Here is a 23,406-nt window from a genome sequence, read left to right on the forward strand (position 1 = left end):
CGTGGAGACGGTCAAGTGCCTGGTCTGGGACCTGGACGACACGCTGTGGCGGGGAACCCTGGCCGAGGGCGACGACGTCGCGTTGCTGCCCGGCGTGGCCGACGTCGTCCGCGGCCTCGACGACCGCGGCATCCTGCAGTCGGTCGCCAGCCGCAACGACCACCAGCCGGCGATGGCGCGACTGGCTGCGTTCGGCCTGGACTCCTACTTCGTGCTGCCGCAGATCGGCTGGGGCCGCAAGTCCGACGCCGTCCGCGCGGTCGCGGACGAACTGGGCTTCGCCCACCGCACGATGGCCTTCGTCGACGACCGCCCGGCCGAACTGGCCGAAGTCGCCTTCGAACTGCCCGAGGTCCGCACCTACCCGGCCGATGCGGCCGCAAACCTGCTGCAGCGGCCCGAGTTCACCCCGCCCACGATCACCGACGACGCCCGCCGTCGCCGCGAGCGGTACCAGGCGGGATTCCGGCGCGACTCCGCGCGGGCCGGGTTCGCCGGGCCCGACGACGATTTCCTGCGCTCGCTCGACATCGTGCTCCGGATCGGCCACGCCACCGAGACGGATCTCTCGCGGCTCGAAGAGCTGACCCGGCGGACCAGCCAGATGAACGCGACCGGCGTGCCGTACTCCGAAGCCGACCTGCGGTTGCTGCTGGGCGAAGTGGACCACGACGTGCTGGTGCTGACCCTGACCGACCGGTTCGGCCCGTCGGGCGCGGTCGGACTGGCCCTGGTGCACCGGCATCCGCGCGTGTGGCACCTGAAGCTGCTCGCGACGTCGTGCCGGGTGGTCTCCTGCGGGGTCGGCGCGGTCGTCCTTCGCTGGTTGGCCGACCGCGCCGCCGCCGCGGACGTCCACCTGGTGGCCGACTTCCGGCGCACCGACCGCAACCGGATCATGGAGGTCGGCTACCGCTTCGCCGGGTTCTCCACGGGCGACTGTGCCTGTGCGGCCGTGCTGGCCGGTGACGAGGACACCGGGATCGAGCGGTTCCACCTGGTCCCGCGGCCGCAGCCGGCGTCGGCGGTGATGACCGTGCTCGGTCCGGAGTGGACGGTCGCGTCGTGACGGGGTCCGCGACGGCGGTCCGCGGCGACTTCTCCCGGCTGTGGCTGGCGACCGCGATCTCGGCTTTCGGTGACGGCGTCCGCTACACGGCGATCCCGCTGCTCGCGCTGTCGTTCACCACCGACCCGTTCCGGCTCGCGCTCGTCACGGTCGCTATGGCCGTCCCGCTGCTGTTTTCGGCGCTGGCGGGCGTGCTCGCGGACATGGTGGACCGCCGGCGGCTGCTCATCGGCGTCGACCTCGCCCGGGCCGCGGTGGTCACCGTGCTGGCGGTGCTGGTGCTGACCGGCACGGCGAACCTCGCGCTCGTCTGCGTGGCGGCGGCCCTGCTCGGCCTCGGCGAGGCCGTGTTCGCCGTCGGCGCGCAGTCGTTCCTGCCGGAGGTCGTGCCCCCGTCGCGGCTCACCGCGGCGAACGGCCGGCTGCACGTGGCCCAGCTCGTGTTCCGCGATTCGCTCGGGCAGTCCGCCGGGGGAGTGGTGTTCGTGCTGTTCGCGGCCCTGCCGTTCCTGCTTGACGGCGGCTCGTTCGTCCTCGGCGTGGTCCTGCTGCTGGCCGTGCGCCGCACCGCGGCACCCGCGTCCGCACCCGGGCCGCGGGTTTCCTGGCGGGCGATGCTCGCCGAGGGCGTCCGCTACCTGAAAGCCGACCGGCTGCTCACCACGCTCGCCGTGATGCTCGGCGTGGCGAACTTCTTCGTGACCGGCATCGCCGCGGTGGAGGTGCTCTACGTCGTGCAGGAGCTCGGACTGCCGAAGGCGGTGTTCGGGGTCTTCCTGGCCGCGGTGGCGGTGGGCGGAATCGCGGGCGCGCTGCTCAGCGGCAGGCTCGCCGCCCGGATGGGCCTGTTCGTCGCCGCGCTGACCTCCCTCGCCTTCGCCGGCGCCGCGATCATGGTGCTCGGCCTGGTCGGCTGGACGGCCACCGCGGTGGCCGGGTTCGGGGTGTTCGGCTTCGGCACGGCGGTGTACCAGACGCTGACGGTGTCGTTCCGGCAGGCGGACGTGCCGCCGGAACTGCTCGGCCGCGTCAACGGCGTCTACCGGCTGATCGGCACCGGGACGGCGCCGGCGGGCGCGCTCGCGGCCGGCGCGCTCGCCGGCGCCCAAGGCCTGCGGGCGCCGTTTCTCGTGGCCGGTGCGGGAATTCTGCTGCTGGCAGTGGTCGCCGCCCGGCCGGTGCTGCGGATGGCGTCCGGCCGGGTGAGGACCTCATGACGCTGTACCGGTTCTTCGCCGGCACCGCTGCCCGCCAGCCCGACGCCGTCGCGCTGGAAGCCGACGGCCGGACCTGGACGTACCGGGAGCTGCACCGGCTGGCCGAGGGAATGGCCGCAGCCGTCCTGGAGCGCCACGGCCGGGCCCCGCGGCGGATCGGTCTCCTCGCCGCCCGCGGCGTCCAGGCGTACGCGGGCTACCTCGCGGTGCTGCGGCTCGGCGCGGCGGTCGTGCCCCTCGATCCGCGACTGCCCGAGCACCGCCTGCGGCACATCGCCGAGCTGGCCGGCCTGGAGCTGGTCCTGGCGGCCGAGCCCGCGGACTGGGCACCGCGTGTGATGCCGCTGCCGATCGTCGCCGAGGACGGGGTACTACCGGAGTATTCCGGCCGTCCCGGCGACGAGGCCTACGTGCTGTTCACCTCCGGCTCGACGGGACGGCCCAAGGGCGTCCCGATCCGTCACCGCAACTTCGCGGACTACGTGCCCTACTGCGTCAAGGCGTTCGAACTGGGTCCGGGCTGCCGGGTTTCGCAGACGTTCGGGCTGGGTTTCGATCCGTCGGTGTTCGACCTGTTCGTCGCCTGGGCGGCCGGGGCGACCGTGGTCGCCCCCGAGCCGGGGGAGCTGCTCACCCCGGTCGGCTACATCCGGCGGGCCCGCCTGACCCACTGGTTCTCCGTCCCGTCGGTGGTCGGCGTCGCGCGGCAGCTGGGCACCCTGCCCACCGGAGAAGCGGACACCCTGCGGCACAGCCTGTTCGCTGCGGAGGCACTCACCCGCGAGCTGGCTTCGCTCTGGGCGGAGGTCGCCCCGGCGAGCACCATCGGCAACATCTACGGGCCCACCGAACTCACCGTCACCGTGACCGGCTACCGCCTCCCGGCCGAGCGCTCGGCCTGGCCCGAGACGTCGAACGGCACCGTGCCGATCGGCCGCCCGTACCCGCACCTGGACGCGGTCGTGCTCGGTGTGGACGGCCTGCCCGCGGCCGAGGGGGAGCTGTGCGTCCGCGGCCCCCAGCGCTTCGACGGCTACCTCGACGCCCGCGACGACCTCGGCCGGTTCACCTTCTTCGACGGAACCCGCCCCGCCGCCGACTACGACGGCTCGCAGCCGCTCACGGACGCCTTCTGGTACCGCACCGGCGATCGCGTCCGCTGGGAAGCCGGGGAAATCGTCCACCGCGGCCGTCTCGACCAGCAGGTGAAGATCCACGGCCACCGCGTCGAACTCGGCGAGATCGAAGCCGCCCTGCGTGCCCATCCGGAGATCGACCAGGCCGTCGTGCTGGCCCCGGTGACCGACGGCGAACCGACCCTGACCGCGATCTACACCGGCGCCCCCCTGCCGGCCCCCGCACTCCATCGCTGGCTGCGGTCCCGCGTCCCGCTCTACATGCTCCCGCGCCACTTCGAGCACCGGACGACCATGCCGCTGAGCCTCAACGGCAAGATCGACCGCCACCGGCTGACGGACGCCGGAGCGAAGCACTGACCCCGCCGAGGACAATTGACATAAGACGTCATACGACTTACGTTATTTGAATTCCAGGGTCGACGGAGCCCTCTGGACGGTCCCCGTGCGGGAGTGTGATCAGCGATGATTCAGCGACGTCTGTGGCCTGTCGTCATCGTGGCGGCGATGGCGATGGCGGGGTGTTCGACCTCGACGGGTACCTCGCCGAGCGGGTCGAACTCCGCGGGGACGGTCGGGGGTGATCTGACCATCTGGGTGGACGCGGCGCGCCTGCCCGTGGCGCAGGCCTACGCCAAGGCGCATCCCCAGGTCCACGCGAACATCGTCACCTTCGACGGCGACGGCAACGGTGCGACCACGTTGCAGACGAAGATCCAGCTGTGGAACCGGACCGGCAAGGGCTGGCCGGACGTGATCTTCAGCGAGCAGGTCAACGACCCGGTGTGGATGGCGCAGAAGCCGTTCGACTTCGCCGCGCCGGTCAAGGATCTCATCCCGCAGGACGTGCTCGGCCAGTGGCCGGCGAGCTCGACCGCCCAGTGCACGATCAACGGTACGCAGTACTGCGTGCAGGACAACCTCGCCCAGGTCGTGCTCTGGGTCAACAAGAAGCTGATGGACCAGTTCCACTACACGGTGCCGAAGACCTGGCAGGAGTGGGCGAGCCTCGGCGACAAGGTCGCCAAGGAACACCCGGGCTACATCGTCGGGAACATCGGGGACTCGTTCGGCCACTGGATCTACCTGTGGGGCAACCAGTGCCCGCTCGAGCAGGTGAACGGCACCAGCGTGCACATCGATGCGACGGACTCGCACTGCACCCGGGTGGCCGAGCTGCTCGACCCGCTGATCAAGAACGGAACGGTGCCGCCGCTGAACGTCTTCACCCCGGACTTCGCCCAGAAGTACGGGGGCGCGGACAGCAAGGTCCTGCTCATGCCAGGGCCGTCTTGGTACGCCCAGGCGGTCTTCGACCAGGCGCTGCACATGCCGGCGAAGCAGATCACGGCCGCGCCGCCGCTGCAGTGGGGGACCGACACGCCGGTGACCACCGGCCAGGTCGGCGGTGGGCCGTGGATCATGTCCAGGCACTCCGCCAACCTCAAGACCGCGGCGGACTTCGTCACCTGGGCCACGACCGTGTTCAACCCGAGCGGTGCGGAGGCCCGGCCCGGCTATCCGGCCTACGCGCCGCTGGCCACCAAGTGGCTGGAGCAACAGGCCGCCAACCCCTATTACGCCGCCGATCCGACGCCGGCGCTCAAAGCCGCCGCGGACCAGATCTGGCCGGGCTGGAACCTGGTCTCGTACCCGGACCAGCCCGTCTGGTCCACCAGCGTGGTCACGGAACTGGTGGCGGGAAAGCCGTTGAGCTCGTTGCTGGAGCCGTTCGGGAAGGCTCTCAAGCAGGCGGCACAGGCGGCCGGGTATGCGGTCAACTAGTCCCGCCGAAGTGGGCGCACCTGCCGTGAACGCGGCGGGTGCGCCCACCCCGCGCAAGCGTCGCAAGCACACCTGGCCGGGACTCGTGTTCGTCGGGCCCTACCTGCCGTTCCTCGTCGTGTTCGGCGTCCTACCGATGATCTACGCGGTGGGCCTCGCGTTCACGGACGACGCTGGCGGGTGGGCCGGCTTCCGCAACTTCACCCGGACCATCGGTGACTACCGCTTCCTTCCCGCCTTCGGGCACATCCTGCTCTACACGAGCGTGTGGCTCGGCTCCCTCGTCGTGCTCGTCGTCGGGCTGACGCTGCTGCTGCACGGCCGTGCGAACCGGGTGTCGTCGACCTTCCGCTTCCTGTTCTACATCCCCGGCGCGCTCGCCGGGGCGTCGTCCGTCCTGGTGTGGCTGTTCATGCTCGACCCGGCCGTCAGTCCCGGTTCGTTCCTGCTGCACGACGTGTTCGGGGCGCAGCTGTTCGTCGAGTCGATCGCGCCCGGCAAGCTGCCCTTCATCTTCGCGATGATCGCGTTCTGGACCGGGGCCGGCGGCTGGATCGTCATCATGTACGGCGCCCTGAACACGATCCCGCAGGACCTGGAGGACGCCGCGCGCATCGACGGCGCGGGCCCGGTGACGATCGCGCTCCGCATCAAGCTGCCGTTGATCCGCAAGTGGATCGCGTACATGGCGATCCTCTCCTTCGCGACCGGGACGCAGCTCTTCGTCGAGCCGCAGCTGGTGAACCAGGCCAGCCTCGGGCAGGTCCCCGACACCTGGTCGGCCAACCAGCTCGCCTTCCAGCTGGCGTTCCGCTACGCGGACTTCAACGCCGCAGCGGCCGTCTCCGTCGACCTGCTCGCGATCGGGCTGATCGCCGCGGCGCTCATCGTGACCCGCACCGGGCTGTTCAGGACGGACGACTGATGCGACTCGCCGCGCGTGGCCTCCGCTTCGTGATCCTCACCGTCTTCGCCGCGTTCTTCGTGGTCCCGCTGGCCTGGTTGATCCTCGCGCCGACCAAGTCCGACGAAGCCCTCGTCACCAGTGACCCACTGGCTTTCGGCAGCTTCGGCCGACTGGCGCTGGCGTGGCAGCACCTGGACGACTTCAGCGACCACCTCTACCGCATGTGGATCGGCAACTCGCTGCTGTACGCGGTGAGTGCGACCGCGATCGTCCTGGTGACGGGGATTCCCGCCGGCTACGGCCTCGCGTTCGGGCGTTTCCCGGGCCGGCGGCTTGTGCTGACGCTGACCCTCGTCGTGATGATCATGCCGGCGGCGGCGCTGGTGCTCCCGATCTTCCTCGAGCTCAATGCCGTGCACCTGATCGGGAACGCGCTTTCGGTGATTCTTCCGTTCGCGTTCTACCCGTTCGGGGTCTACCTCGCGTATATCTACTACGCGACCGCGGTGCCCCGCGAACTGCTCGACGCGGCGCGCATCGATGGCTGCGACGAATGGTCCACGTTCCGCCACGTGGCGTTGCCGCTGGCGAAACCGGTGGTCGCGCTGGTGCTGTTCTTCAGTTTCGTGGCCGACTGGAACAACTTCTTCCTGCCCTACACCGTTCTCGCGGATTCGACGCAGTACCCGATCCAGGTCGGGCTGTCGGATCTGCTGTCGTCGACGCCTTCGTTCAACCCCGCCGTCGGCGGTGGCGGCCAGCAGGTGAACATCTTCCGGCCGGAACTGGCTCTCGCCACGCTGCTCGCGGTCATCCCGGTGGCGATCGTGTTCATGCTGTCGCAGCGCGCGCTGGTGCGGGGGCTGGTCGGCGGCGGGGTGAAGGAATGATCCCGCACTCAGCCCGCGGGCCGCTGCGGGCCCGCGGGACGGCGTCGCTGCCAGGACGTCGCGATGTGCTCGGCCATCAGCGAGGCCGCCGCGTCGGGGTCCCTGGCCTCGATCGCTTCGAGGACGGCCAGGTGCTGCCGGTTCGACTGCCGCCGGTGCTTCAGGGCGGAGTGACCCACGTAGCGCGGGCTGCGCCGTGCCTCGGCGTGCACCGTGTGCACGATCGCCCGGCCGAGCTGGTTCCCGGACACGAGCATGATCCGCTCGTGGAACGTCACGTCGATGTCGTCGAGGAGGTCCGGTTCCCCGACCGCCGCGTCGAGCTGGGCCATGAGGTCCCGCAACTCGGCGATGTCCGCCGGGGTGGCCTTGCGCGCCGCTTCCCTGGCCATGCTCGACTCGAGGGAGGTGCGCACGTCGATGAGCTGGTCGAGGATGTCGTAACGCTCGTCGTGGCGCACGATGGCCGTCAGGAGGGCGGGATCGAGCAGGTTCCACGACTCCTGGGCCGAGACCAGGGTGCCGACACCCTGCCGGACCTTGAGGAGTCCCTTGGCTTCCAGGGACTTGATCGCTTCGCGGACGACGGTCCGGCTGACCCCGAACGCTTCGCAGAGCGCGGACTCGACCGGCAGGAGCTTGCCGGGCTGGACCACCCCGCTCACGATCAGCTCGATGAGGTGGTCGACGACGGCATCGGCCCGCCGGCCGCGGTGGGGCGGCACGTCGGGAGCAGGAAACGCGAACGCGCTCATCGATCACCTCCGGGCTTCGGCACGACACCTGACATCATCATACGTACTATGACTTACGGAGTCGATCTCCGCGCGGGCCCGGGACCCCGCGATCGGTTCCGTGAAGGGTTGACATGCGGATCACCGGGTTCAGGAGCCTGACCACCGTCCAGGAGTGGGGACGGCCGGTCGGCGACGCCAACGGCATCTACGCGAACGGCGTCGTGGGGGTGCCGATCGTCCTGCTCGACACCGACGAGGGCGTCACCGGCGTCGGCCTGGGACCCCACCCGCAGATCGAGGACGTCTTCCCCGCGATCGAGGGCGAGGATCCGCGGGGCGTGGCCGCGCTGTACGACCGGATGCTGCGATGGACCTTCAAGGCCGGGCACGCCGGCGCGGTCTTCGGCACGATCGGCGCCCTCGACTGCGCGCTGTGGGACATCAAGGCGAAGGCCGCCGGGCAGCCGTTGTGGCGCCTGCTGGGTGGCCGTGACCGGCGCGTGCCCGCGTACGCGTCCGGCCTCGACATCGCCTTGTCGGAGGAAGAGCTCGCGGCCACCTACCGGGCGTACGCCGAGCGGGGGCTGCGGGTGGCGAAGGTCAAGGGCGGCCTCGACGTCGACCAGGACCGGCGGCGGTTGTGCCTGGTCCGGGACGTGCTGGCGGACTTCTCGCGGGGAGTGCGCCCGGGGCTGATGCTCGACGCCAACGAGTCGTGGACGCGCAAGCAGGCCCTGCGCCACGTCGGCGAGCTCGAGAGGACGCTCGACCTGACCTGGGTGGAGGAGCCGGTACGCCGCTGGGACGCGGAGGGGCTGGCGGCGGTGAGCCGGGGCATCCGCGCTTCGGTGGCGACCGGTGAGAACCTCACCGGGCTGGAGCAGTTCCGCCCGTTGCTGGCCGCCGGCGCGGTGGACATCGTGCAGACGGCGTCGGTCTGGGGAGTCACGCACTTCCTGCGCGTCGCGGCACTGGCCCACGCCCACGATCTCCCGGTCAGCCCGATCGGCACCACGCCGGTGGGCCTGGTGCACGCCGCGACCGCGGTGCCCAACCACCTCGTCAGCGAGCTGCAGGACCTGCGTCCCCCGGTCGGCCTGACCGTGGACCACGCCATCGAGGACGGTGCGTTCGTGCTCGGCGACGGCGCGGGACTCGGCGTCCTGGTGGACGAGGAGGCCATCCGCGCGCTCGGCACCCTCCCGCTGGACGACGTGCGAACCACGCCCGGCATCCGGCCCGAACGGGCCGGCCGGCGCCTCCTGGCCGAGCCGGCACCCCGGCGTCCCGGTCTCCGCGCGGTGACGTCGTGACGCGGGACCTGCCGGGTCACGAGTAGGTCCAGTGGCCGAGCCAGGACTCGCGCCACGCCACCGTCAGCTCGCTCACTCCGTCCACGCCGGATCGGTCCACGTGGGCCTTCCACGCCTCCTCCAGCGCCGCGCACAGCTTGGCCGCGGGCGGTTCGCCGCCGCCGGAGGAGAACCCGCGCAGGACCGACCGGGGCACGGCGAGCTTCGCCTTGCCGCGGATCACCGACTGCTCGGTGGCGCGGCAGACGAGGTATTCGACGGTGGCCAGCTCGCCGGCCGAGGCCGTGGTTTCCGGCGTCGCCACCTGGGGCGCGACCTGGGCCAGCGCGCGGTACAGGCAGTCCAGCGGGACCGCGAGGCCTTGGTGCTGGCGGGCGATCTCCCACGACACCCACACGGCCATGCAGTCGGGCATCTGGTACGGGCGGTAGGCGAACGCCGGACCCGCGAAGGTCTGGTAGTCGCCGGTCGGATCCTGCTCGGACGAGCGGGGCCCGTCGGGGTCGGGCGGCAGGCCGAGCCGTTTGAACAGCTCGCGCAGCAGCTTGTACGGCCGGGCCGGGGTCGAGGACTCGCCGAGCAGCTTGCCCAGGATGCGGCTCAGCCGGTCGGTGGCCACGCCGTGGATCGCCAGCTGCAGGTGGACGAACGCGACGTCGGACAGCGTGGTGCCCGCGCAGCCGACCACCCCGACCTGGGGATAGCGCTGCAGGAAGGAGACGACCGCGTGCGTCGAGCCGATCCGCGCCGGCCCGACGAAGGTCACCGGCAGGACCGTCGCGATCCGCTGCCGGGACCGGAGGTCGCCCTTGTACAGCGGTGAGAACTCGCCGTCGGCGTGGTAGACCTCGAACCAGTTCCCCTGCCGGTGACCCGGGCGGGTGTCGGCGAGCCAGAAGCTGTAGCCGTGCTTCTCGCACAGCTCCCGGAACCGGTCGGCCAGTTCGAACCGCGCGGCCGCGGACATGTCCCGCAGCGCGATCGCGAACCGGACCGCCAGCGACGCGCACGGCGACGCGACCTCCTTGCGGGTGCGGAGGTCGTGGTTGCGGGTCTTCACGATCGTCGGCAGCTGGGCCGGGCACTGCAGCGACAACAGCGGCGCGTCGACGAGCGCGGACGCGGCGTCGGCGATCTCCCGCACCAGGTCACGGATGGCCAGGCCGTGCCACTCGCACACTTCGCGCGCCCCCGGGTCGATCGCGATCAGGCCCTCGAAGGTCTGCGCGGACTCGTAGATGAACGTCGGGTTGGGCGAGGTCGTCTGGCGGAAGACCCAGCCGTCCGCGTTCTGCTGGGGGCGTTCGGCCGGCTGCCTGCCGTCGACGTGCTCGACCACCTCGGTGCCGTCCAGGGGCTTGCGGGTGTGGGTGCCGATCACGACGCCGGCGCCGTTCGTGGCTGTGCACAGCGTCTCCAGGAAGACCGCGCTGTCGGAGTCGGCGGACACGAGCTCGCGCAGGTAGCCGTGGCGGGCCGCCGCGTGGTGCACCTCGAAGTCCACTTTGGTCACCGGCTGGCGCGCTATCTCGAAGCCGGCCCTGGCCAGGTCGGCGACGTTCCGCACGGAGATCCGCCGGCTACGCATCCTCACCACCTCCCGGACGAGTCGAACCGCACATCGGCTTCGAGCGGTTTGCGGCGGTCCCGGCCGCCTGCGCCCGCCCACCGCGGCACCCCGATGCGGGACAGCGGGATCGCCGATTCGCGCCACGACGCCTGGCCGAACAGCACGAGCGCGGCGATCACCGGCAGGCCCACCGCGACCGTGAGCGTGGCCTGCACGACCTCGCCCCTGCTCTGCGTCGCGACGGCCGCCGCGAACCCCGCGACGGCCGCGATGCTCAGCTGGACGAGCGCCTGCGGCAGCGTGCCGAGATAGCCCAGCACCGTGCGGCGCGGCGGCAGCGACAGGCGGCTGTAGAGGAAGCCCGGCAACAGCAGCAGCATGGTGATGACGGACTGGCCGTCGCCGATGTGGCCGAGCGCCTCGGTGGCGGCCCGGCCGTACGGCCACGGACTGCCGACCAGCAGCCAGCCGAGCACGAACGAGACCGTCGCCACGGCCAGCGCGTAGAACGTCACGTTGAGCGGACCGGATTTCGTGGAGTCCTTGAGCACGAGCGTCGCGCGCACCCGGACGTGGTCGCCACGCGGGTCGCGGCCGCCGGACCGGCGCCAGTAGGCCCGTGCCTCGTTGTCGGCGATGCCGTTGGCCAGGACGAGGTCCTGCCCGAACTCCCGGTCGGTCAGCTCGCGCGCGGCCTCGCGGAGGTTCGCGGCGGTGAACTCCGGGTGCCGCCGCAGCGAGTTGTCCAGCTCGCCCGAGTCCGTCCGCACCGCCTCGCCCGTCGTCGCCGCGGCCGCGAGCCGGTGACAGACCGGCAGGCTGCGCGGCGACAGCTCCACCCCCGACTGGCCGGCCTCCCACTTGCGGCGGCGCACCAGGTCCGCCAGGGGCCGCAGCACGGTCTGCGCCTGCAACTCGAGGATCTTGTGCCGCGCGCCGTCGGCTTCCTGCAGCGGGGCGGCGTCCTGCCGTTCGGCCAGCGAGACCAGGTCCTCGGCCAGGCCTTCGACCTGGTGCTGGTCGGCGTCCGTGGACAGGTACATCCGGGAGATCTCGGCTTCGGGCGCGGTCCTGGCCACCAGGTGGTAGGACTTCAGCGTGGCCGGGATCATCGTCTCGTAGGTCACGACATAGCCGCGGCGGCTGGAGGCCAGCCGCCGCCACTGCTCTTGCACCACGGATTGCCGCATGGACTGCCGCACCGACTGCCGCGCGTCGACGTGCAGCGGGGTTTCGTAACTGAGCCGGTGCTCCTCGACCGAGTCGTCCAGCGCCACCACCAGCATGTAGTCGCGCACCGCGACGTTCAGCAGGTACGCGTATTCGACCAGCAGCTCGGAACAGCCGGTGAGGATGTCCAGCGCCAGTTCCCGGCATTGCCGCCCGTACCCGGGAACCGTGCCGGCGGCCGGGGCGGGCGTGAACTCGTCCTCCGGGTGGTTCCGCTCGGTGAGCAGCGTCAGCAAGGCCTGCTGGATGAGCCAGCGGGGTTCGTGCACCTGGAACAGGAACGTGTTCAGCTCGTGCTTGGCGGTCTGCGCGTTCTCGTCGCTCGCGAGGATCCCGCGCAGCAACCGGTACAGCCCGGCGGCGACCAGCCGGGACGCCTCGTGCTGGGTGAGCCGCGGCAGTTTCTGGCCCGCGCTGTCGAACACGTCGACGGGGGACACGTCGCGGCGCGGCAGCCGGGCCAGTGGCACCCACAAGGACCGCTGCCGCGCCGGTCTCGAGGCGGCCCGCTCGCCGTGTTCCTGGCCGATGAGGTCCTGCAGCTGCGCGGTGGCCTGCCGCTGTCCCTCGTCGAGGAGCTTGAGGCTGACGTCGACCTCGGTGCTGCGCCGGGCCGTGCCGTGCTCCACCACGGTCAGCCGTTCGGTCAGCCGGCGCACGTGATTGAGCCGCAGCGAGGTGTCCAGGAGCGCCAGGCCGACGGCCGCGCCCTGCCGGGACAGACGGGGCGGGGCGCCGGGAATGGGGATTGTCTCGATCGCGTGCCGGAGACTGTCGATGCCGTCCACACGACAGAGCGTAAGAGGTGCCGCGCCCCGGCGACGAGCAAATTCCGATTCGCGCGGGAATACCGGACAATGCCGCGGCGCCGACCAGCGGTTTTCAGCGCCACGTCAGGCTCGTTTCAGCGCCGCCTGCCAAAGTCGGCACGGGCCCGGATACGGATGCCGGTGCCGGGTTTCGCAGACAGGACTTCCATGAAATTTCGACGGCTCCTGCCGCTCACCGCCCTCGCGGCAGCGGCGGTCGTGTTCAGCGCCGGGGCCGTGGCGCCCGCGAGCGCCGCGAGAACGCCCATCGGGTACGCCGGCAGCCCGTTCGCCGGTGCGGCCCGGCACACCACCGTGCCCGGCGGGCGCACTCCCGCGGTCGCCGGTCCGCTGGTCGACGCGACCTCGCGGAACTGGGCCGGCTACGCCATCACCTCGTTGGCCACGCCCTCCGCCACCTTCACCCACGTCCACGCGTCGTGGACTCAGCGGCCGATCACCTGTCCGGCGTCGGACGCCTGGGCGATCTTCTGGGTCGGCTTCGACGGATGGACCAACGGCACGGTCGAGCAGGGCGGCAGCTCCGCCAGGTGCGTCAACAGCACCCCGGTCTACCAGCTCTGGTGGGAGATGTTCCCAACCAACGCGATCCAGCCGGTGCTGACCATCAACGCCGGCGACTCCGTCGCCGCGGACGTCACCTACAACCCGGCGACCGCGCAGTTCACGATCACCGTCCAGGACGCCACGCAGCACACCAGCTTCACCACCACCCAGACGTGCGCCGCCAACCTCGTCTGCTCCCGGAGCAGCGCCGATTGGATCGTCGAAGCCGTGGGCCGGTTCGGGACCAGCGACTTCTTCCCGCTGGCGAACTACGGCCGGGCGCTGATGGGCAACACGGTCGCCACGGACGACGCGGGCCACGGCGGGTCGATGACCGCGAGCTCGACCTGGCAGCGAACCAAGATCCAGGAGCAGGACGCGACCACCACGTACGCCACGACCGGCAACGCCAGCACGAACGGCCAGAACTTCGCGGTCACCTGGGCGCACCAATGAGCCGGGTACGTCGCGCGGCCATAGTCGTGTGCGCCGTCCTGATGGCGGTGATCACGGCCGGGGGACCGGCGGTGGCCGCGAACCCGATCACCATTTCCAACGGACTGTTCAACAACAGCGCCGCGCTCGCCTGGTCCTCGGCACCGACCACCACCATGGCCGACCGGACCGTCACCAGGACCACCACCGGGGTGCAGGGGCTCGTCGTCAGCGGACCGACCGGGTCGGTGTTCCACCAGACGCTCGGCGTGTCGAGGTACATGTTCATCGGTACCCACAACCACGTCCTGATCCTGGAATCGTCGACCGGCGCCGGCCCCGGCACCCGCTCGGTGTCCCTTGTGGACTTCACCACGACGCCGCCCGCCGAGCGGCCGATCCTGACGGTGCTGGCATCCTCGGCGGCGGTGAGCTCACCGGGCGTCCAGTTCAGTGTCGGCACCGGCGACGCGTTCTTCGTCTTCGCTCCCACCGGCACCACGGTCGCGGGGCTCGGCATCTACCGCAGTGACAACGGCACCGTTCTTTGCCCCGGGCCACCGCCGCTGACCCCGACCGGGCAGCTTTTCGGCGAGGCCACGGCGACCCAGCTCCGCATCAAGATGGGCGGCACCGTGCTGGCCGCGTGCGCCCGCCCGCCCGGCACCAGCGGGTGACCGTGCCGCTTTCCCCCTGTTCATGCGAGTAGCGGTTGTCCAAGGTCGCGAAATAGGTCGAAGCTACCGGGAGACCGTCACTTTCGTCGGGGAGGGCGTCATGAGGCCCGGTCTGGCTGTTGTGCTGGCGGTGGCGCTGGTCGCCACGGCGTGCAGCGGGTCCGGCGACCCGCCTTCCGGCAGCCGGGACAAGGTCGGCTATCTGACGTCGTTCGGCACCTTCGGCCGGGACGCCTACGCCTACGTGGCCCAGGAGAAAGGCTTCTTCACCGAAGCCGGGCTCGATGTCACGATCACGCCGGGCAGTGGCACGGTGGACGTGCTCAAGCTGGTCGCCGGGGGCCGGGCGGACGTCGGCACGGCGGACTTCACCGCCACCGCGATCACCGTGGCGAAGGAGAGGCTGCCGGTGACCGCCGTCGCGGCGGTGCACCAGCGGTCCCTCGCCGCGATCATCTCGCTCGAGGGCAACGGCATCACGAAGCCGGCGGACCTGGCCGGGAAGAAGATCGCCGATCAGGCCGGCTCGACGAACCAGGTGATGTTCCCCGTCTACGCCAAGGCCGCCGGCATCGACCCGGCCTCGGTGCGGTTCGTGCCGGGCGCTCCGCCCGCCCTTCCGCAACTGCTCGCGTCCGGGCAGGTGAACGGGATCGGGCAGTTCGTCGTGGGCCGGCCGCTCATCGAAGCGGCGGCGCGGGGAAGGAAGGCGGTCGTGCTGCCCTACGGTGACCTGGTGCCCGACCTGTACGGCAACGTGGTCGTCACGTCGAAGGAGCTCGCGGCCAGGAATCCCGCGCTGGTGCGGCGGTTCACCGCGGCGCTGCTCAAGGGGCTCGGCTACGCGATCGAACACCCCGGCGAGCTCGGCGCGATCCTCAAGAAGTACCAGCCGGCCCAGGACGCGGGGGTGGCGAGCGCCGAGATCGGGTTGATGACGTCCTATGTCCGGCCGGCCGGCTTCAGCGGCCCGCTCGGCCAGGTCACCGAGGCGCGGGTGCGGAAGATCATCGACACCCTCACGGACGCCGGTGCCGTCCCGGCCGGCGTGCTCACCCCCGCCGACGTCGTCTCCTTCGAGCTGGTGCCCCGGCCGTGATCGTCCTGGACGGCGTGGCGCAGGTCTTCGACGGCCGGGCCGGGCCGGTCCAGGCGCTCGCCGGAATCGACCTCGAGGTGGGCGAGAACGAGTTCGTCGCGGTCATCGGGCGGTCCGGGTGCGGCAAGTCGACGTTGCTGCGGCTCATCGCCGGGCTGCTGCCGCCGACGCGGGGACGGATCTTCATCGGCGGCGAACCGGTGACCAGGCCGCGTCGTGACGTCTCGTTCATGTTCCAGCGCCCGGCGCTGCTGCCGTGGCGGTCGGTGCTGTCGAACGTCATGCTGCCGATCGAGATCTTCGGCCTGGAGCGGAAGTCCTCCCAGGACCGGGCGCACGAGCTGCTGGAGCTGGTCGGCTTGCGGGGCTTCGAGAAGCGGTTGCCCCACGAGCTTTCCGGTGGGATGCAGCAACGGGTGTCGCTGTGCCGATCGTTGATCCACGCTCCCGCGGTCATGCTGATGGACGAGCCGTTCTCCGCGCTGGACGCCTTGACCCGTACGGAGCTTTCCGGGCAACTGCAACGCATCCAGCTGGAGCAGCCCAGGACGGTCGTGTTCGTGACGCACTCCATCGAGGAGGCTGTCGTGCTCGCCGACCGGGTGGCGGTGCTCACCCCGCGGCCCGGCACGCTCCGCAAGACCGTCGACCTCGCCGTTCCCCGGCCACGCGTGCCCGGGCGGCCCGACGTCGATCAGGCGGGTCGTGAGCTGCGCGACCTGCTCACCGCACCGGTCGACGGGGGAGCGGCATGAGGGCGCGGGACATCGTGCTGCCCGTCGTGGGGGTGCTGGTGCTCATCGGCCTGTGGTGGCTGGTGACGATCGTCTTCTCGATCGAGCGGTTCCTCGTCCCCAGCCCGGCCGACGTGGTCGCGTCGTTCCTCGAGCTGCCGGGGTACCTGCTCGGCCAAAGCCTGGTCACCCTGGTCGAGACCATCGAGGGTTTCTCGCTGTCCATCGTGGTCGGTGTTCCGCTCGCGATGCTGATCGTCCGGTCCCCGCTCCTGGAACGGACGATCTACCCGGTCCTGCTCGCCGTGAACGCGGTGCCCAAGATCGCCATCGCGCCGATCCTGGTGGTGTGGTTCGGCTTCGGCCAGGGGCCGAAGGTGGTCATGGTCGTGCTGGTGTGCGTCTTCCCGGTGGTCATCTCGACCGCGTCCGGGATGAAGTCCACGCCGCACGAGCTCGTCGAGCTGCTCCGCTCGTGGGATTGCTCCCGCCGTCAGGAGTTCTTCAAGCTGCGGTTCCTCCACGCCCTGCCGCAGATCTTCGTCGGGCTCAAGGTGGCGATCTCACTGGCGGTCATCGGCGCGGTGATCGCGGAGTTCGTCGGCGCCGAAGCCGGGCTCGGTTTCGTCATCGTGCAGTCCGGCGCCAGTGCCGACACGTCGCTGGCCTTCGCCGCGATGACGCTGCTGGCGATCATGAGCATCGCGTTGTTCCACGGACTGGCCCACCTCGAGCGGAAGCTGTTGCCGTGGGCCGAGGAGCACCGGTGACCGACATGGTCCGGTCACCCGGTGGTCAGTGCCGGGTGGGCGCGGATCCGTTCGGCCAGTTCCTTGGCTTCCCGGGAATTCCGGTAGAGCGGGGTGTCGAGTGTCGCGCAGATGTCGGACAGGCGGGTGGCCAGGTGGGCGACGCCGGCGGTGGCGGACGTGCTGATCACCGGGTCGAGCACGACGCCGGCGGCGTCCAGTTCCCGCGTGGCCAGGTAGCCGTCGGTCATCTCCAGCCGGGTGGATGCCTCGCCGCCGTAGCGACGGTTGCGTTCGGCGTCCGACGCGTACAGGCGCAGTGCGCGTTCGGCGGCTTCGATCGCCAGCACCGGCTTGCCGACCTGCACCCAGGCACCGGCGTTGCAGAAGGACTGCCGTGCCTCGTCGAACCCGAATTCGCCGCCGACGAGGTCGTGCAGCTCGTCGGGCTCGGTGACGTGCTCACGCGCGAGGTGTCCCATGCCGATGACCTTCTGGGTCGCGCGGAGGTCACCGAGGTGGGCCCAGGCACGGCTTTCGATGTTGCACAGCCGCACGAAGCCGGTGCCGTGCCGCAGGTATTCGCGACCGGCGTTCGCCAGCTGCGCCGCCTCGCGCGGGTTTCCCGACCAGAACGCGATGAGCGCCTGGGTGCCGCGCAACCACGCTTTGAGTCCATTGTGGCCGATGATCTCGGCGTAGACCCAGGCGGCGCGCGACTGTTCGGCGGCGGCGCCGTAGCAGCCCAGTTCCATGCTGGCGTTCGCCAGCAGCCCGCACGTCTGGCCGGCGAGCAGGTAGAGGTGCGACTGCTGCGCCGGGTGGGCCCGCCGCCGCAGCAGCTGGAAGACGCGATCGCGCACGCGGACGAGCTCGCCGAAGATCTCGGCGGGTTGGGTGAGGATGGAGGTGCGCGCGAGCTCGACGACGTCGTGGTCCAGCTGCTCGAGCGTGATCGCGCCGACCTCGGTCACCTCGGCGAGTTCGGCGTGCGCTCCGGACGTGTGGGCGGCGGCGCGGACCGCGGCGGCGCTGAGACGTCCGGGTTCGGGTGGCGGGGGAGCGGCGTGGTCCTCCCCGGCCGGGGCAAGCTGGTCGAGCACGAGCCGCTCCGACTCGGGCAGCAGCGGCAGTTCGTCCTCGCCGAGCAGGGCGCGGGGCACGGTGCCGTAGACCCGGGCGAGCAGGGCGAGGACGTGCACGGTGGGGCGGATGCCCCGTTGCGGCCAGGCCTCGTATTCGCTGATCCGTTTGCCGGTCATCGGGGCCCTGCCGTCACCGAGCAGGTCGTTGCAGCGCGCCGCGACCGCCGTCTGGGACAGGCCGTGGGTGTACCGCCAGGCCTGGCGCGGGTTGAACTGCCAGCGGCCGGCCATCTCGGCCGCTATCCGGGCCGGGCTGCCTCCGCCGGCCAGCAGCTGGTGCCGGAGCCGCTCCCGCTCCGGCTTGCTCCCGGGTTTCGACCCGCTTGTTCCCATGACGCCGCTCCGAGACCGAACAAGTGATCCGCACTCCGCCGACGGTCGATCACCGTAGCGCATCACCGCTTTCCGCCGCAGCACCTGGAGACCACGCGGAAACTCCGGCGAAAATTCCTGTCCGGCGGGAATCCGCCCGCCCCGCCCGGTCGGGAATGCTGGTCCGCTGCGTCGAGCCGAGTGGAGGATCTGTGTCCCATCTTCGCAACACCGCCGGTACCGGCCCGCGGCGGCGGTCATGACCGTGCGCTGGGTCGAAAGCACCCGCGGCGGCGGGACACCGCGGGATCGCGCCCGGTCGGCGCAGGCCGCGCTCGCCCGTGCGGACGTCTCGGCCGCCCGGCCCGCCGAGACCACCCGGCGGGCCACGGACGAGCGGGATCGCCGGTGACCACCGTCGAGGAAGGGCTGCACGCGCTCATCGCCCGCGGGTTCCGGTTCCAGCACATCGCCGACCGGCACGGGGAGCTGACGATCATCGTGGGCACGTACGGGTGGCCGAGGTTCAGCGACCGGATCGAGATCCACGGCGAACACGAGGCATCGGCGGCACGCACGAGGGCCGATTCGGCCGAGGAGGCCGTGTGGAGCCACGACGGCGACGCCCTGTCGGTGATCGCCGCCCTGCTCGAACTGCCACCGCCGCCCGGGCCACCGGCTCCGGAGTGGTCCTTCGCGGACAGTTCCGGGCACACCGGCTCGGGGAAGCGGTGATCGAGGCCGCCGGCCCGGGAATTTGCCCGATCGGCTTGGAGGCGGTGGACGTCATGGGGGTTCCGCGGTTTTCGACGGGGTTGGACCAGTCACCGTCCGTCCGTTCGCTGTCGATGGCGAGCCGCTGAACGGAGTCATGGCGGTGCGCCGTAGCGCTTCAATCCCCCGGTGTCCAGCGTTGTTGCACGGATTTTCCGACGCGAAACGAGACCGCTGACTCGCCGCGCGGCCGGCTAACTTCGTCCTGCTGCCGACTTTGGATGATTGTCGGTGAAGCACCCACGAAGCCATCTCGGTCTGGGAGGACATCATGGAGAGCCATTTCCGGTCGGAATGCCGCCGCGGGCACCATGACGAGTTCGGTCGCATTCAGCAGAATCAAACCCGTCGTCCGTGGTTCATTTCTTCGAAGGACAGCACTTCGTGGCCGGTGTCCCAGAGCAGGGTCAGGAGCGCGCGTAGCGATGCCTGATCGATGTCTTCGACGATCAGTACCGTGCCGTCCGCGCCGGGTGCCGTCACGTGGTCGAACCGTGTCCGGATCACGTCCAGCAGGGTGCGGGCGATCGGCGCGCGCAGCCTGAGCTCGTAGCGGGTATGGACCATGTCGTTCAGGAAACCCGTCGCCCGGGTGGCCGCGCACCACCCGCCCGCGAACATACCCGGGGTGGGTCAGATCAGGCCGAGGTCGCGCGCCGCGGTGACCGCGTCGTGGCGGGAGGCGACCCCCAGCTTGCGGTAGAGGCTCTTGTTGTACGCCTTGACCGTGTTGATCGACAAGTACAGCGCCGCCCCGATTTCCCGCTGGCTCGCCGGGCCTTGCAGCGCCCGCAGGATGGACATTTCGCGGTCGGTCAGTTCTTCCATGAGGGCGCCGGAGCGTTTCGCCGCGCGGGCGCCTGCCCGGCCCAGTCGCGCTTCGGCCGCCTCGAGTCGCTGTGCCGCGTAGGCGCTCACCGGCTCGTCGTTCACGACTTCCCGTGCGCGCGCCAGCGCGGCGAGCGCGGCGGGCCGGTCGCCGCGGGCGAGTTCGGCGTCGGCGAGGTAGAGCAGGCCCAGGAACAGCAGCGTCGGCCGGGGGTGGAGTTCGGCGAGCGTGACACCCCGGCGCAGCCGGACTGCGGCCGCTTCGACGTCGGCGCTCAGGTAGCCGCGCCGGCCCTCGGCGATGCGCAGCGCGGCCAGCCCCGGGGCGCTGGCCTCCTGCCGGTCGCGCTCGACGGCTTCGGCGAGCGGGCCGGTCTCGCGCAGCACCCGATCGCACTCTTCGCCGCGGCCGGACTCGACGAGGCAGACCGCCAGCGAGCCGCCGACGTTCAGCGCGACCCACGGCGGCCAGGAGTCGCGGTCGCGCCGGGGCCACTGATCGAGCAGGAGGGCGGCGGCCTCCTCGAAACGGCCGTCGAGAGCCAGTGCCCCGCCCAGCGCCAGGCGCACGTTCGGATGCCCGGGGGCACCGCCTTCGGTCTCCAGGTCGAAAGCCTCCTGCGCGAGCGCTACGGATCGCGCGGACTCGGCGTCGGGCCCGCCGAACGTCGCGCGCCAGCACAGGACGGCGGCCCGGAAGCTGTGCCAGCCGGAGGCCACGGTGTCGGGAGTGCCCGCCGCGTCGGCTGCGTCCAGCCAACGGTTCACACGCGCATGATCACCGCAAAGGGCCGCGGCATACGCCAAGGTCAACGCCAGCGTCGGTCCCACCGCGGAACCGGGCAACCGCTCGCCGAAGCGCAGGTAGGTGGCGGCCGCCCCGCGCGGGAAGAACCACGTCTCCGCGTTGTTCTCCAGGAGCCCGGCGGCGTCGTCGTCGCGGCCGGCGCGCTGCAGGTGGTGTACCGCATCGTCGATCCGGTCCTCGGCGGCGAACCAGGTCGCGGCCCGGCGGAGGACCTCGCGGGGGTCCGTCGTCGCCTCGCGGGCCAGCGCGTCGCGCAGCAGGCGGTGGAGCCGGTACCAGTGCTGTTCGTCGTCCAGGGCGGCCACGAACAGGTCGGCCCGGACCAGGTCGGCCAGCACCCCGGCCGAGCCGGTCACCTGCAGCGCAGCATCGCAGAGCGGCCCCGAGAGCCGTTCGAGCGGCGCGGCTCGCACGAGCAGGTCGCGTTGCGCGGGGGCGAGGGCGGGCAGGATCTCGGCTGCGAAGTAGTCCAGCAGATGCCGGTCGTCCCCGCCGGCCTTCGCCGGGTCGGCACGCAGCGCGAGGGCGGCCAGCTGCAGGCCGGCCGCCCACCCTTCGGTCCGTTCCCACACGGCCGCGGCCGTCGCGCCGTCGAGGTCGTTACCCGCCACCGCCGACACCAGGGCGACCGCCTCGTCCGGCGAGAACCGCAGCTGCGACGCACGCAACTCGGTGAGCTCGCCGCGGGCCCGTAGCCGGGCGATCGGCAGCGGCGGATCCGTGCGCGCGGCGATCACCAGCCGCAGCGAGGGGGGCAAGTACGTCACGAGGAACTCGACTGCCTCGTGGATGCGGGGATCGGCGAGCACGTGGTAGTCGTCGAGCACCAGCACGTGCGGGCGCGTGGACGCCGCCAGCTCGTTCAGCAGGATCGGCAGCGCGAGGTCGGTCGGCGCGACACCGGCCCCGTCCAGGGCCTGCAGCGGGCCGGTGCTGATGTCGTCGCTCACGCGGTGCAGCGCGGTGAGCACGTAGCTCCAGAACCGCACCGGCTCGTCGTCGTTCTCGTCGAGTGAAACCCACGCGATGCGGCGCTTCTCGCCGGCGTCGGCCGCCCAGCCGCTCAGCAGGCTCGTCTTGCCCCAGCCGGCGGGCGCCACCACCACCGTCAGCCGGGTCTCGGCGAGGCGCAATTGCCGTTGCAGGCGTTCGCGCGGGATCGCGCCCGTGCGGACCGGGGGGATCACCTGTTTCACGGCGAGTAGTGGTCGTGCGGGCCTGTCCGACGTCACGGCGCTCCTGACCTGCGGACGGCACCGCAACCCGACGGCGATTCTGCCAGGCCGGGCACCCCGGGTAAACCTGCGCCGGGGGTGGTGTGCGGGCACCCGGTCGACCGCGATTCTCCTGGCAGATCGGCCCGACCGACAGGAGAACCGAGATGGCCACGATCGAGGACAACCCACCGATTGACGCCACCCCAACCACCACTGCTGGACCCGAGAGGACCGTCATGACGCGCCGATCCACGTTGCGGTGGGCCGGTATCGGCCTCGGCACGGTAGCCGCCGCCGGTGCCGGCGTCGGCGGGACCCGGGCGGCCACGAACGGCGCCTTCACCGCGGGATCCGGTGCCCCGTACGACCTCTGGCACGACTGGGCCACGATATCCGGCGTCGACCGGGTCGTCGCGGCCGGCGTTCTCGCCTGCAACCCGCACAACACGCAGGCCTGGCGGTTCGCCGTCACGGGCGACGTCATCGAGGTCCATTCCGACCCCACCCGGCGGATGCCCCGCAACGACGCGAGCGGCCGCGAGCACTTCGCCGGGCTGGGCTGCGCCGTGGAGAACATGGTGATCGCGGCCGGTTCGGCCGGCTTCACCGCCGAGGTCGTCCTGTTCCCGGACGGCACTGCCTCGGACTTCGTCGCACGGATCGCCTTGCGCGCCGGCGGATCCGGACCGGACCGCGCGCTCGCCGACGCGATCCCGCGGCGGCACACCAACCGCGGCCCGTACACCGGCGAACCCGTCGATCTGCGCGGCCTCGCCAGCCAGGCCTCGCGGATCGACGGCGCCGGGGTGCTGTGGATCACCGACCAAGCAGCCCGGGACCGGCTGGGCGCGCTCTACGTCGAGGCGACCGAGGCGATCACGGCCGACCCGGACCAGTCGGCCGAAGCGTTCGGCTGGTTCCGCAACGATCGCGGCGATATCGACGTCCACCGCGACGGGCTCACCCTCGACGGCCAGGGCCTCGGCGGGTTGACCCTGTTCGCCGCGAAACTGCTGCCGGCACAGTCGCGCACCGACGGGGACGCCTTCTGGGTCAAGGCCACCCGCGAGGTGCACACCGCCACCGCCGCCGCGTACGGGGTCATCACCGTCGGCGACGTCGCGGACCGGACCGCCCAGGTGACCGGCGGCCGGCTGCTGGCCCGGATGCACCTCGCCGCGACCTCGCTCGGCCTCGGCTTCCACCACATGAACCAGATCACCGAACGCATCGACCGCGATCACGCGCTCGGCAGCCCCGACGTCTTCTCCCGCCGCTGGGCCGCCCTGCTCGGCCGCCCCGCCACCACCGGCCTGGTCTCCTTCCGCATCGGCCACCCCGAACGCACACCCGGCCTCAGCCCCCGCCGCAGCCTGACCGACGTCGTCACCAGGTGAC

The 23,406-nt window shown here is 71.3% G+C and carries 21 protein-coding genes; 15 read left to right on the top strand and 6 right to left on the bottom strand.

All coding sequences use genetic code 11. From position 1 onward, the window contains the following. Position 1: 1 nt before the first annotated feature. From CF165_RS08610 to CF165_RS08635, 6 genes are all read left to right on the top strand, one after another. Positions 2-1,069 (top strand): HAD-IIIC family phosphatase, encoded by a 1,068-nt coding sequence (locus tag CF165_RS08610; RefSeq protein WP_093946893.1) that lies wholly within the window; start codon positions 2-4, stop codon positions 1,067-1,069. Further along, positions 1,066-2,286 (top strand): MFS transporter, encoded by a 1,221-nt coding sequence (locus tag CF165_RS08615; RefSeq protein ID WP_240521502.1) that lies wholly within the window; start codon positions 1,066-1,068, stop codon positions 2,284-2,286. Before CF165_RS08610 ends, CF165_RS08615 begins: the two co-directional genes overlap by 4 nt. Beyond that, positions 2,283-3,782: an amino acid adenylation domain-containing protein gene (locus tag CF165_RS08620; RefSeq protein WP_093946895.1), complete on the top strand. Its 1,500-nt coding sequence runs from the start codon at positions 2,283-2,285 to the stop codon at positions 3,780-3,782. The genes CF165_RS08615 and CF165_RS08620 overlap by 4 nt, the downstream gene beginning before the upstream one ends. A 105-nt stretch (positions 3,783-3,887) precedes the next feature. Then, the gene (locus CF165_RS08625) at positions 3,888-5,207 is read left to right on the top strand and encodes an ABC transporter substrate-binding protein (RefSeq protein ID WP_240521503.1); all 1,320 of its coding nucleotides are present in this window, start codon (positions 3,888-3,890) and stop codon (positions 5,205-5,207) included. Positions 5,208-5,217: 10 nt separating this feature from the next. Further along, positions 5,218-6,132, top strand: a complete 915-nt coding sequence (locus CF165_RS08630; protein ID WP_240521504.1) for a carbohydrate ABC transporter permease — start codon at positions 5,218-5,220, stop codon at positions 6,130-6,132. After that, entirely contained in the window at positions 6,132-7,004 is an 873-nt protein-coding gene (locus CF165_RS08635) for a carbohydrate ABC transporter permease (protein ID WP_093946896.1), read from the top strand. The genes CF165_RS08630 and CF165_RS08635 overlap by 1 nt, the downstream gene beginning before the upstream one ends. 8 nt (positions 7,005-7,012) lie before the next feature. Here the strand turns inward: CF165_RS08635 and CF165_RS08640 are convergent, their stop codons facing one another. After that, positions 7,013-7,759 carry a FadR/GntR family transcriptional regulator gene (locus CF165_RS08640; RefSeq protein ID WP_093946897.1) on the bottom strand — a complete coding sequence of 249 codons (747 nt, stop codon included), beginning with the start codon at positions 7,757-7,759 and terminating at the stop codon, positions 7,013-7,015. Positions 7,760-7,872: 113 nt separating this feature from the next. On the opposite strand from CF165_RS08640, the gene CF165_RS08645 reads away from it, so the two are divergent. Continuing rightward, complete coding sequence (locus CF165_RS08645; protein WP_093946898.1) at positions 7,873-9,054, top strand: mandelate racemase/muconate lactonizing enzyme family protein; 1,182 nt, start codon at positions 7,873-7,875, stop codon at positions 9,052-9,054. A gap of 16 nt (positions 9,055-9,070) precedes the next feature. Here the strand turns inward: CF165_RS08645 and CF165_RS08650 are convergent, their stop codons facing one another. Together CF165_RS08650 and CF165_RS08655 are read right to left on the bottom strand one after the other, a co-directional pair. Further along, a complete protein-coding gene (locus CF165_RS08650) occupies positions 9,071-10,642 on the bottom strand; it encodes a hypothetical protein (protein WP_240521505.1) in 1,572 nt (523 codons plus the stop codon). Positions 10,643-10,644: 2 nt separating this feature from the next. Continuing rightward, entirely contained in the window at positions 10,645-12,642 is a 1,998-nt protein-coding gene (locus tag CF165_RS08655; protein ID WP_093946899.1) for a hypothetical protein, read from the bottom strand. Between the two features lie 189 nt (positions 12,643-12,831). Between CF165_RS08655 and CF165_RS08660 the strand changes: the two genes are divergently transcribed. The 5 genes from CF165_RS08660 (at position 12,832) to CF165_RS08680 (ending at position 16,945) form a co-directional block, all read left to right on the top strand. Next, positions 12,832-13,686: a G1 family glutamic endopeptidase gene (locus CF165_RS08660; RefSeq protein WP_093946900.1), complete on the top strand. Its 855-nt coding sequence runs from the start codon at positions 12,832-12,834 to the stop codon at positions 13,684-13,686. Further along, positions 13,683-14,342: a hypothetical protein gene (locus CF165_RS08665; protein WP_240521506.1), complete on the top strand. Its 660-nt coding sequence runs from the start codon at positions 13,683-13,685 to the stop codon at positions 14,340-14,342. The genes CF165_RS08660 and CF165_RS08665 overlap by 4 nt, the downstream gene beginning before the upstream one ends. Before the next feature lie 100 nt (positions 14,343-14,442). Continuing rightward, on the top strand, positions 14,443-15,441 hold the full coding sequence (locus CF165_RS08670; RefSeq protein WP_240521507.1) for an ABC transporter substrate-binding protein: 999 nt from the start codon (positions 14,443-14,445) through the stop codon (positions 15,439-15,441). Continuing rightward, positions 15,438-16,196 carry an ABC transporter ATP-binding protein gene (locus CF165_RS08675; protein WP_093946902.1) on the top strand — a complete coding sequence of 253 codons (759 nt, stop codon included), beginning with the start codon at positions 15,438-15,440 and terminating at the stop codon, positions 16,194-16,196. Before CF165_RS08670 ends, CF165_RS08675 begins: the two co-directional genes overlap by 4 nt. Beyond that, positions 16,193-16,945 carry an ABC transporter permease gene (locus tag CF165_RS08680; protein WP_093946903.1) on the top strand — a complete coding sequence of 251 codons (753 nt, stop codon included), beginning with the start codon at positions 16,193-16,195 and terminating at the stop codon, positions 16,943-16,945. Before CF165_RS08675 ends, CF165_RS08680 begins: the two co-directional genes overlap by 4 nt. A 14-nt stretch (positions 16,946-16,959) precedes the next feature. Here CF165_RS08680 and CF165_RS08685 read toward each other — a convergent pair whose 3' ends face one another. Further along, positions 16,960-18,402, bottom strand: a complete 1,443-nt coding sequence (locus CF165_RS08685) for an NsdA family TPR-like regulatory protein (RefSeq protein WP_093946904.1) — start codon at positions 18,400-18,402, stop codon at positions 16,960-16,962. Between the two features lie 238 nt (positions 18,403-18,640). On the opposite strand from CF165_RS08685, the gene CF165_RS51095 reads away from it, so the two are divergent. Both CF165_RS51095 and CF165_RS08690 read left to right on the top strand, forming a co-directional pair. Then, entirely contained in the window at positions 18,641-18,793 is a 153-nt protein-coding gene (locus CF165_RS51095; protein ID WP_158226747.1) for a hypothetical protein, read from the top strand. After that, the gene (locus CF165_RS08690) at positions 18,790-19,116 is read left to right on the top strand and encodes a hypothetical protein (protein ID WP_093946905.1); all 327 of its coding nucleotides are present in this window, start codon (positions 18,790-18,792) and stop codon (positions 19,114-19,116) included. Before CF165_RS51095 ends, CF165_RS08690 begins: the two co-directional genes overlap by 4 nt. A gap of 378 nt (positions 19,117-19,494) precedes the next feature. Here the strand turns inward: CF165_RS08690 and CF165_RS08695 are convergent, their stop codons facing one another. After that, positions 19,495-19,722, bottom strand: a complete 228-nt coding sequence (locus CF165_RS08695) for a hypothetical protein (protein WP_093947169.1) — start codon at positions 19,720-19,722, stop codon at positions 19,495-19,497. A gap of 66 nt (positions 19,723-19,788) precedes the next feature. Continuing rightward, positions 19,789-21,987 carry a helix-turn-helix transcriptional regulator gene (locus CF165_RS08700; RefSeq protein WP_240521508.1) on the bottom strand — a complete coding sequence of 733 codons (2,199 nt, stop codon included), beginning with the start codon at positions 21,985-21,987 and terminating at the stop codon, positions 19,789-19,791. A gap of 257 nt (positions 21,988-22,244) precedes the next feature. Between CF165_RS08700 and CF165_RS52030 the strand changes: the two genes are divergently transcribed. Next, positions 22,245-23,405, top strand: coding sequence for an Acg family FMN-binding oxidoreductase (locus tag CF165_RS52030; protein WP_205660798.1), 1,161 nt, complete (start codon positions 22,245-22,247; stop codon positions 23,403-23,405). Position 23,406 lies beyond the last annotated feature (1 nt).

Source organism: Amycolatopsis vastitatis, from assembly GCF_002234595.1.
Lineage (GTDB): Bacteria > Actinomycetota > Actinomycetes > Mycobacteriales > Pseudonocardiaceae > Amycolatopsis > Amycolatopsis vastitatis.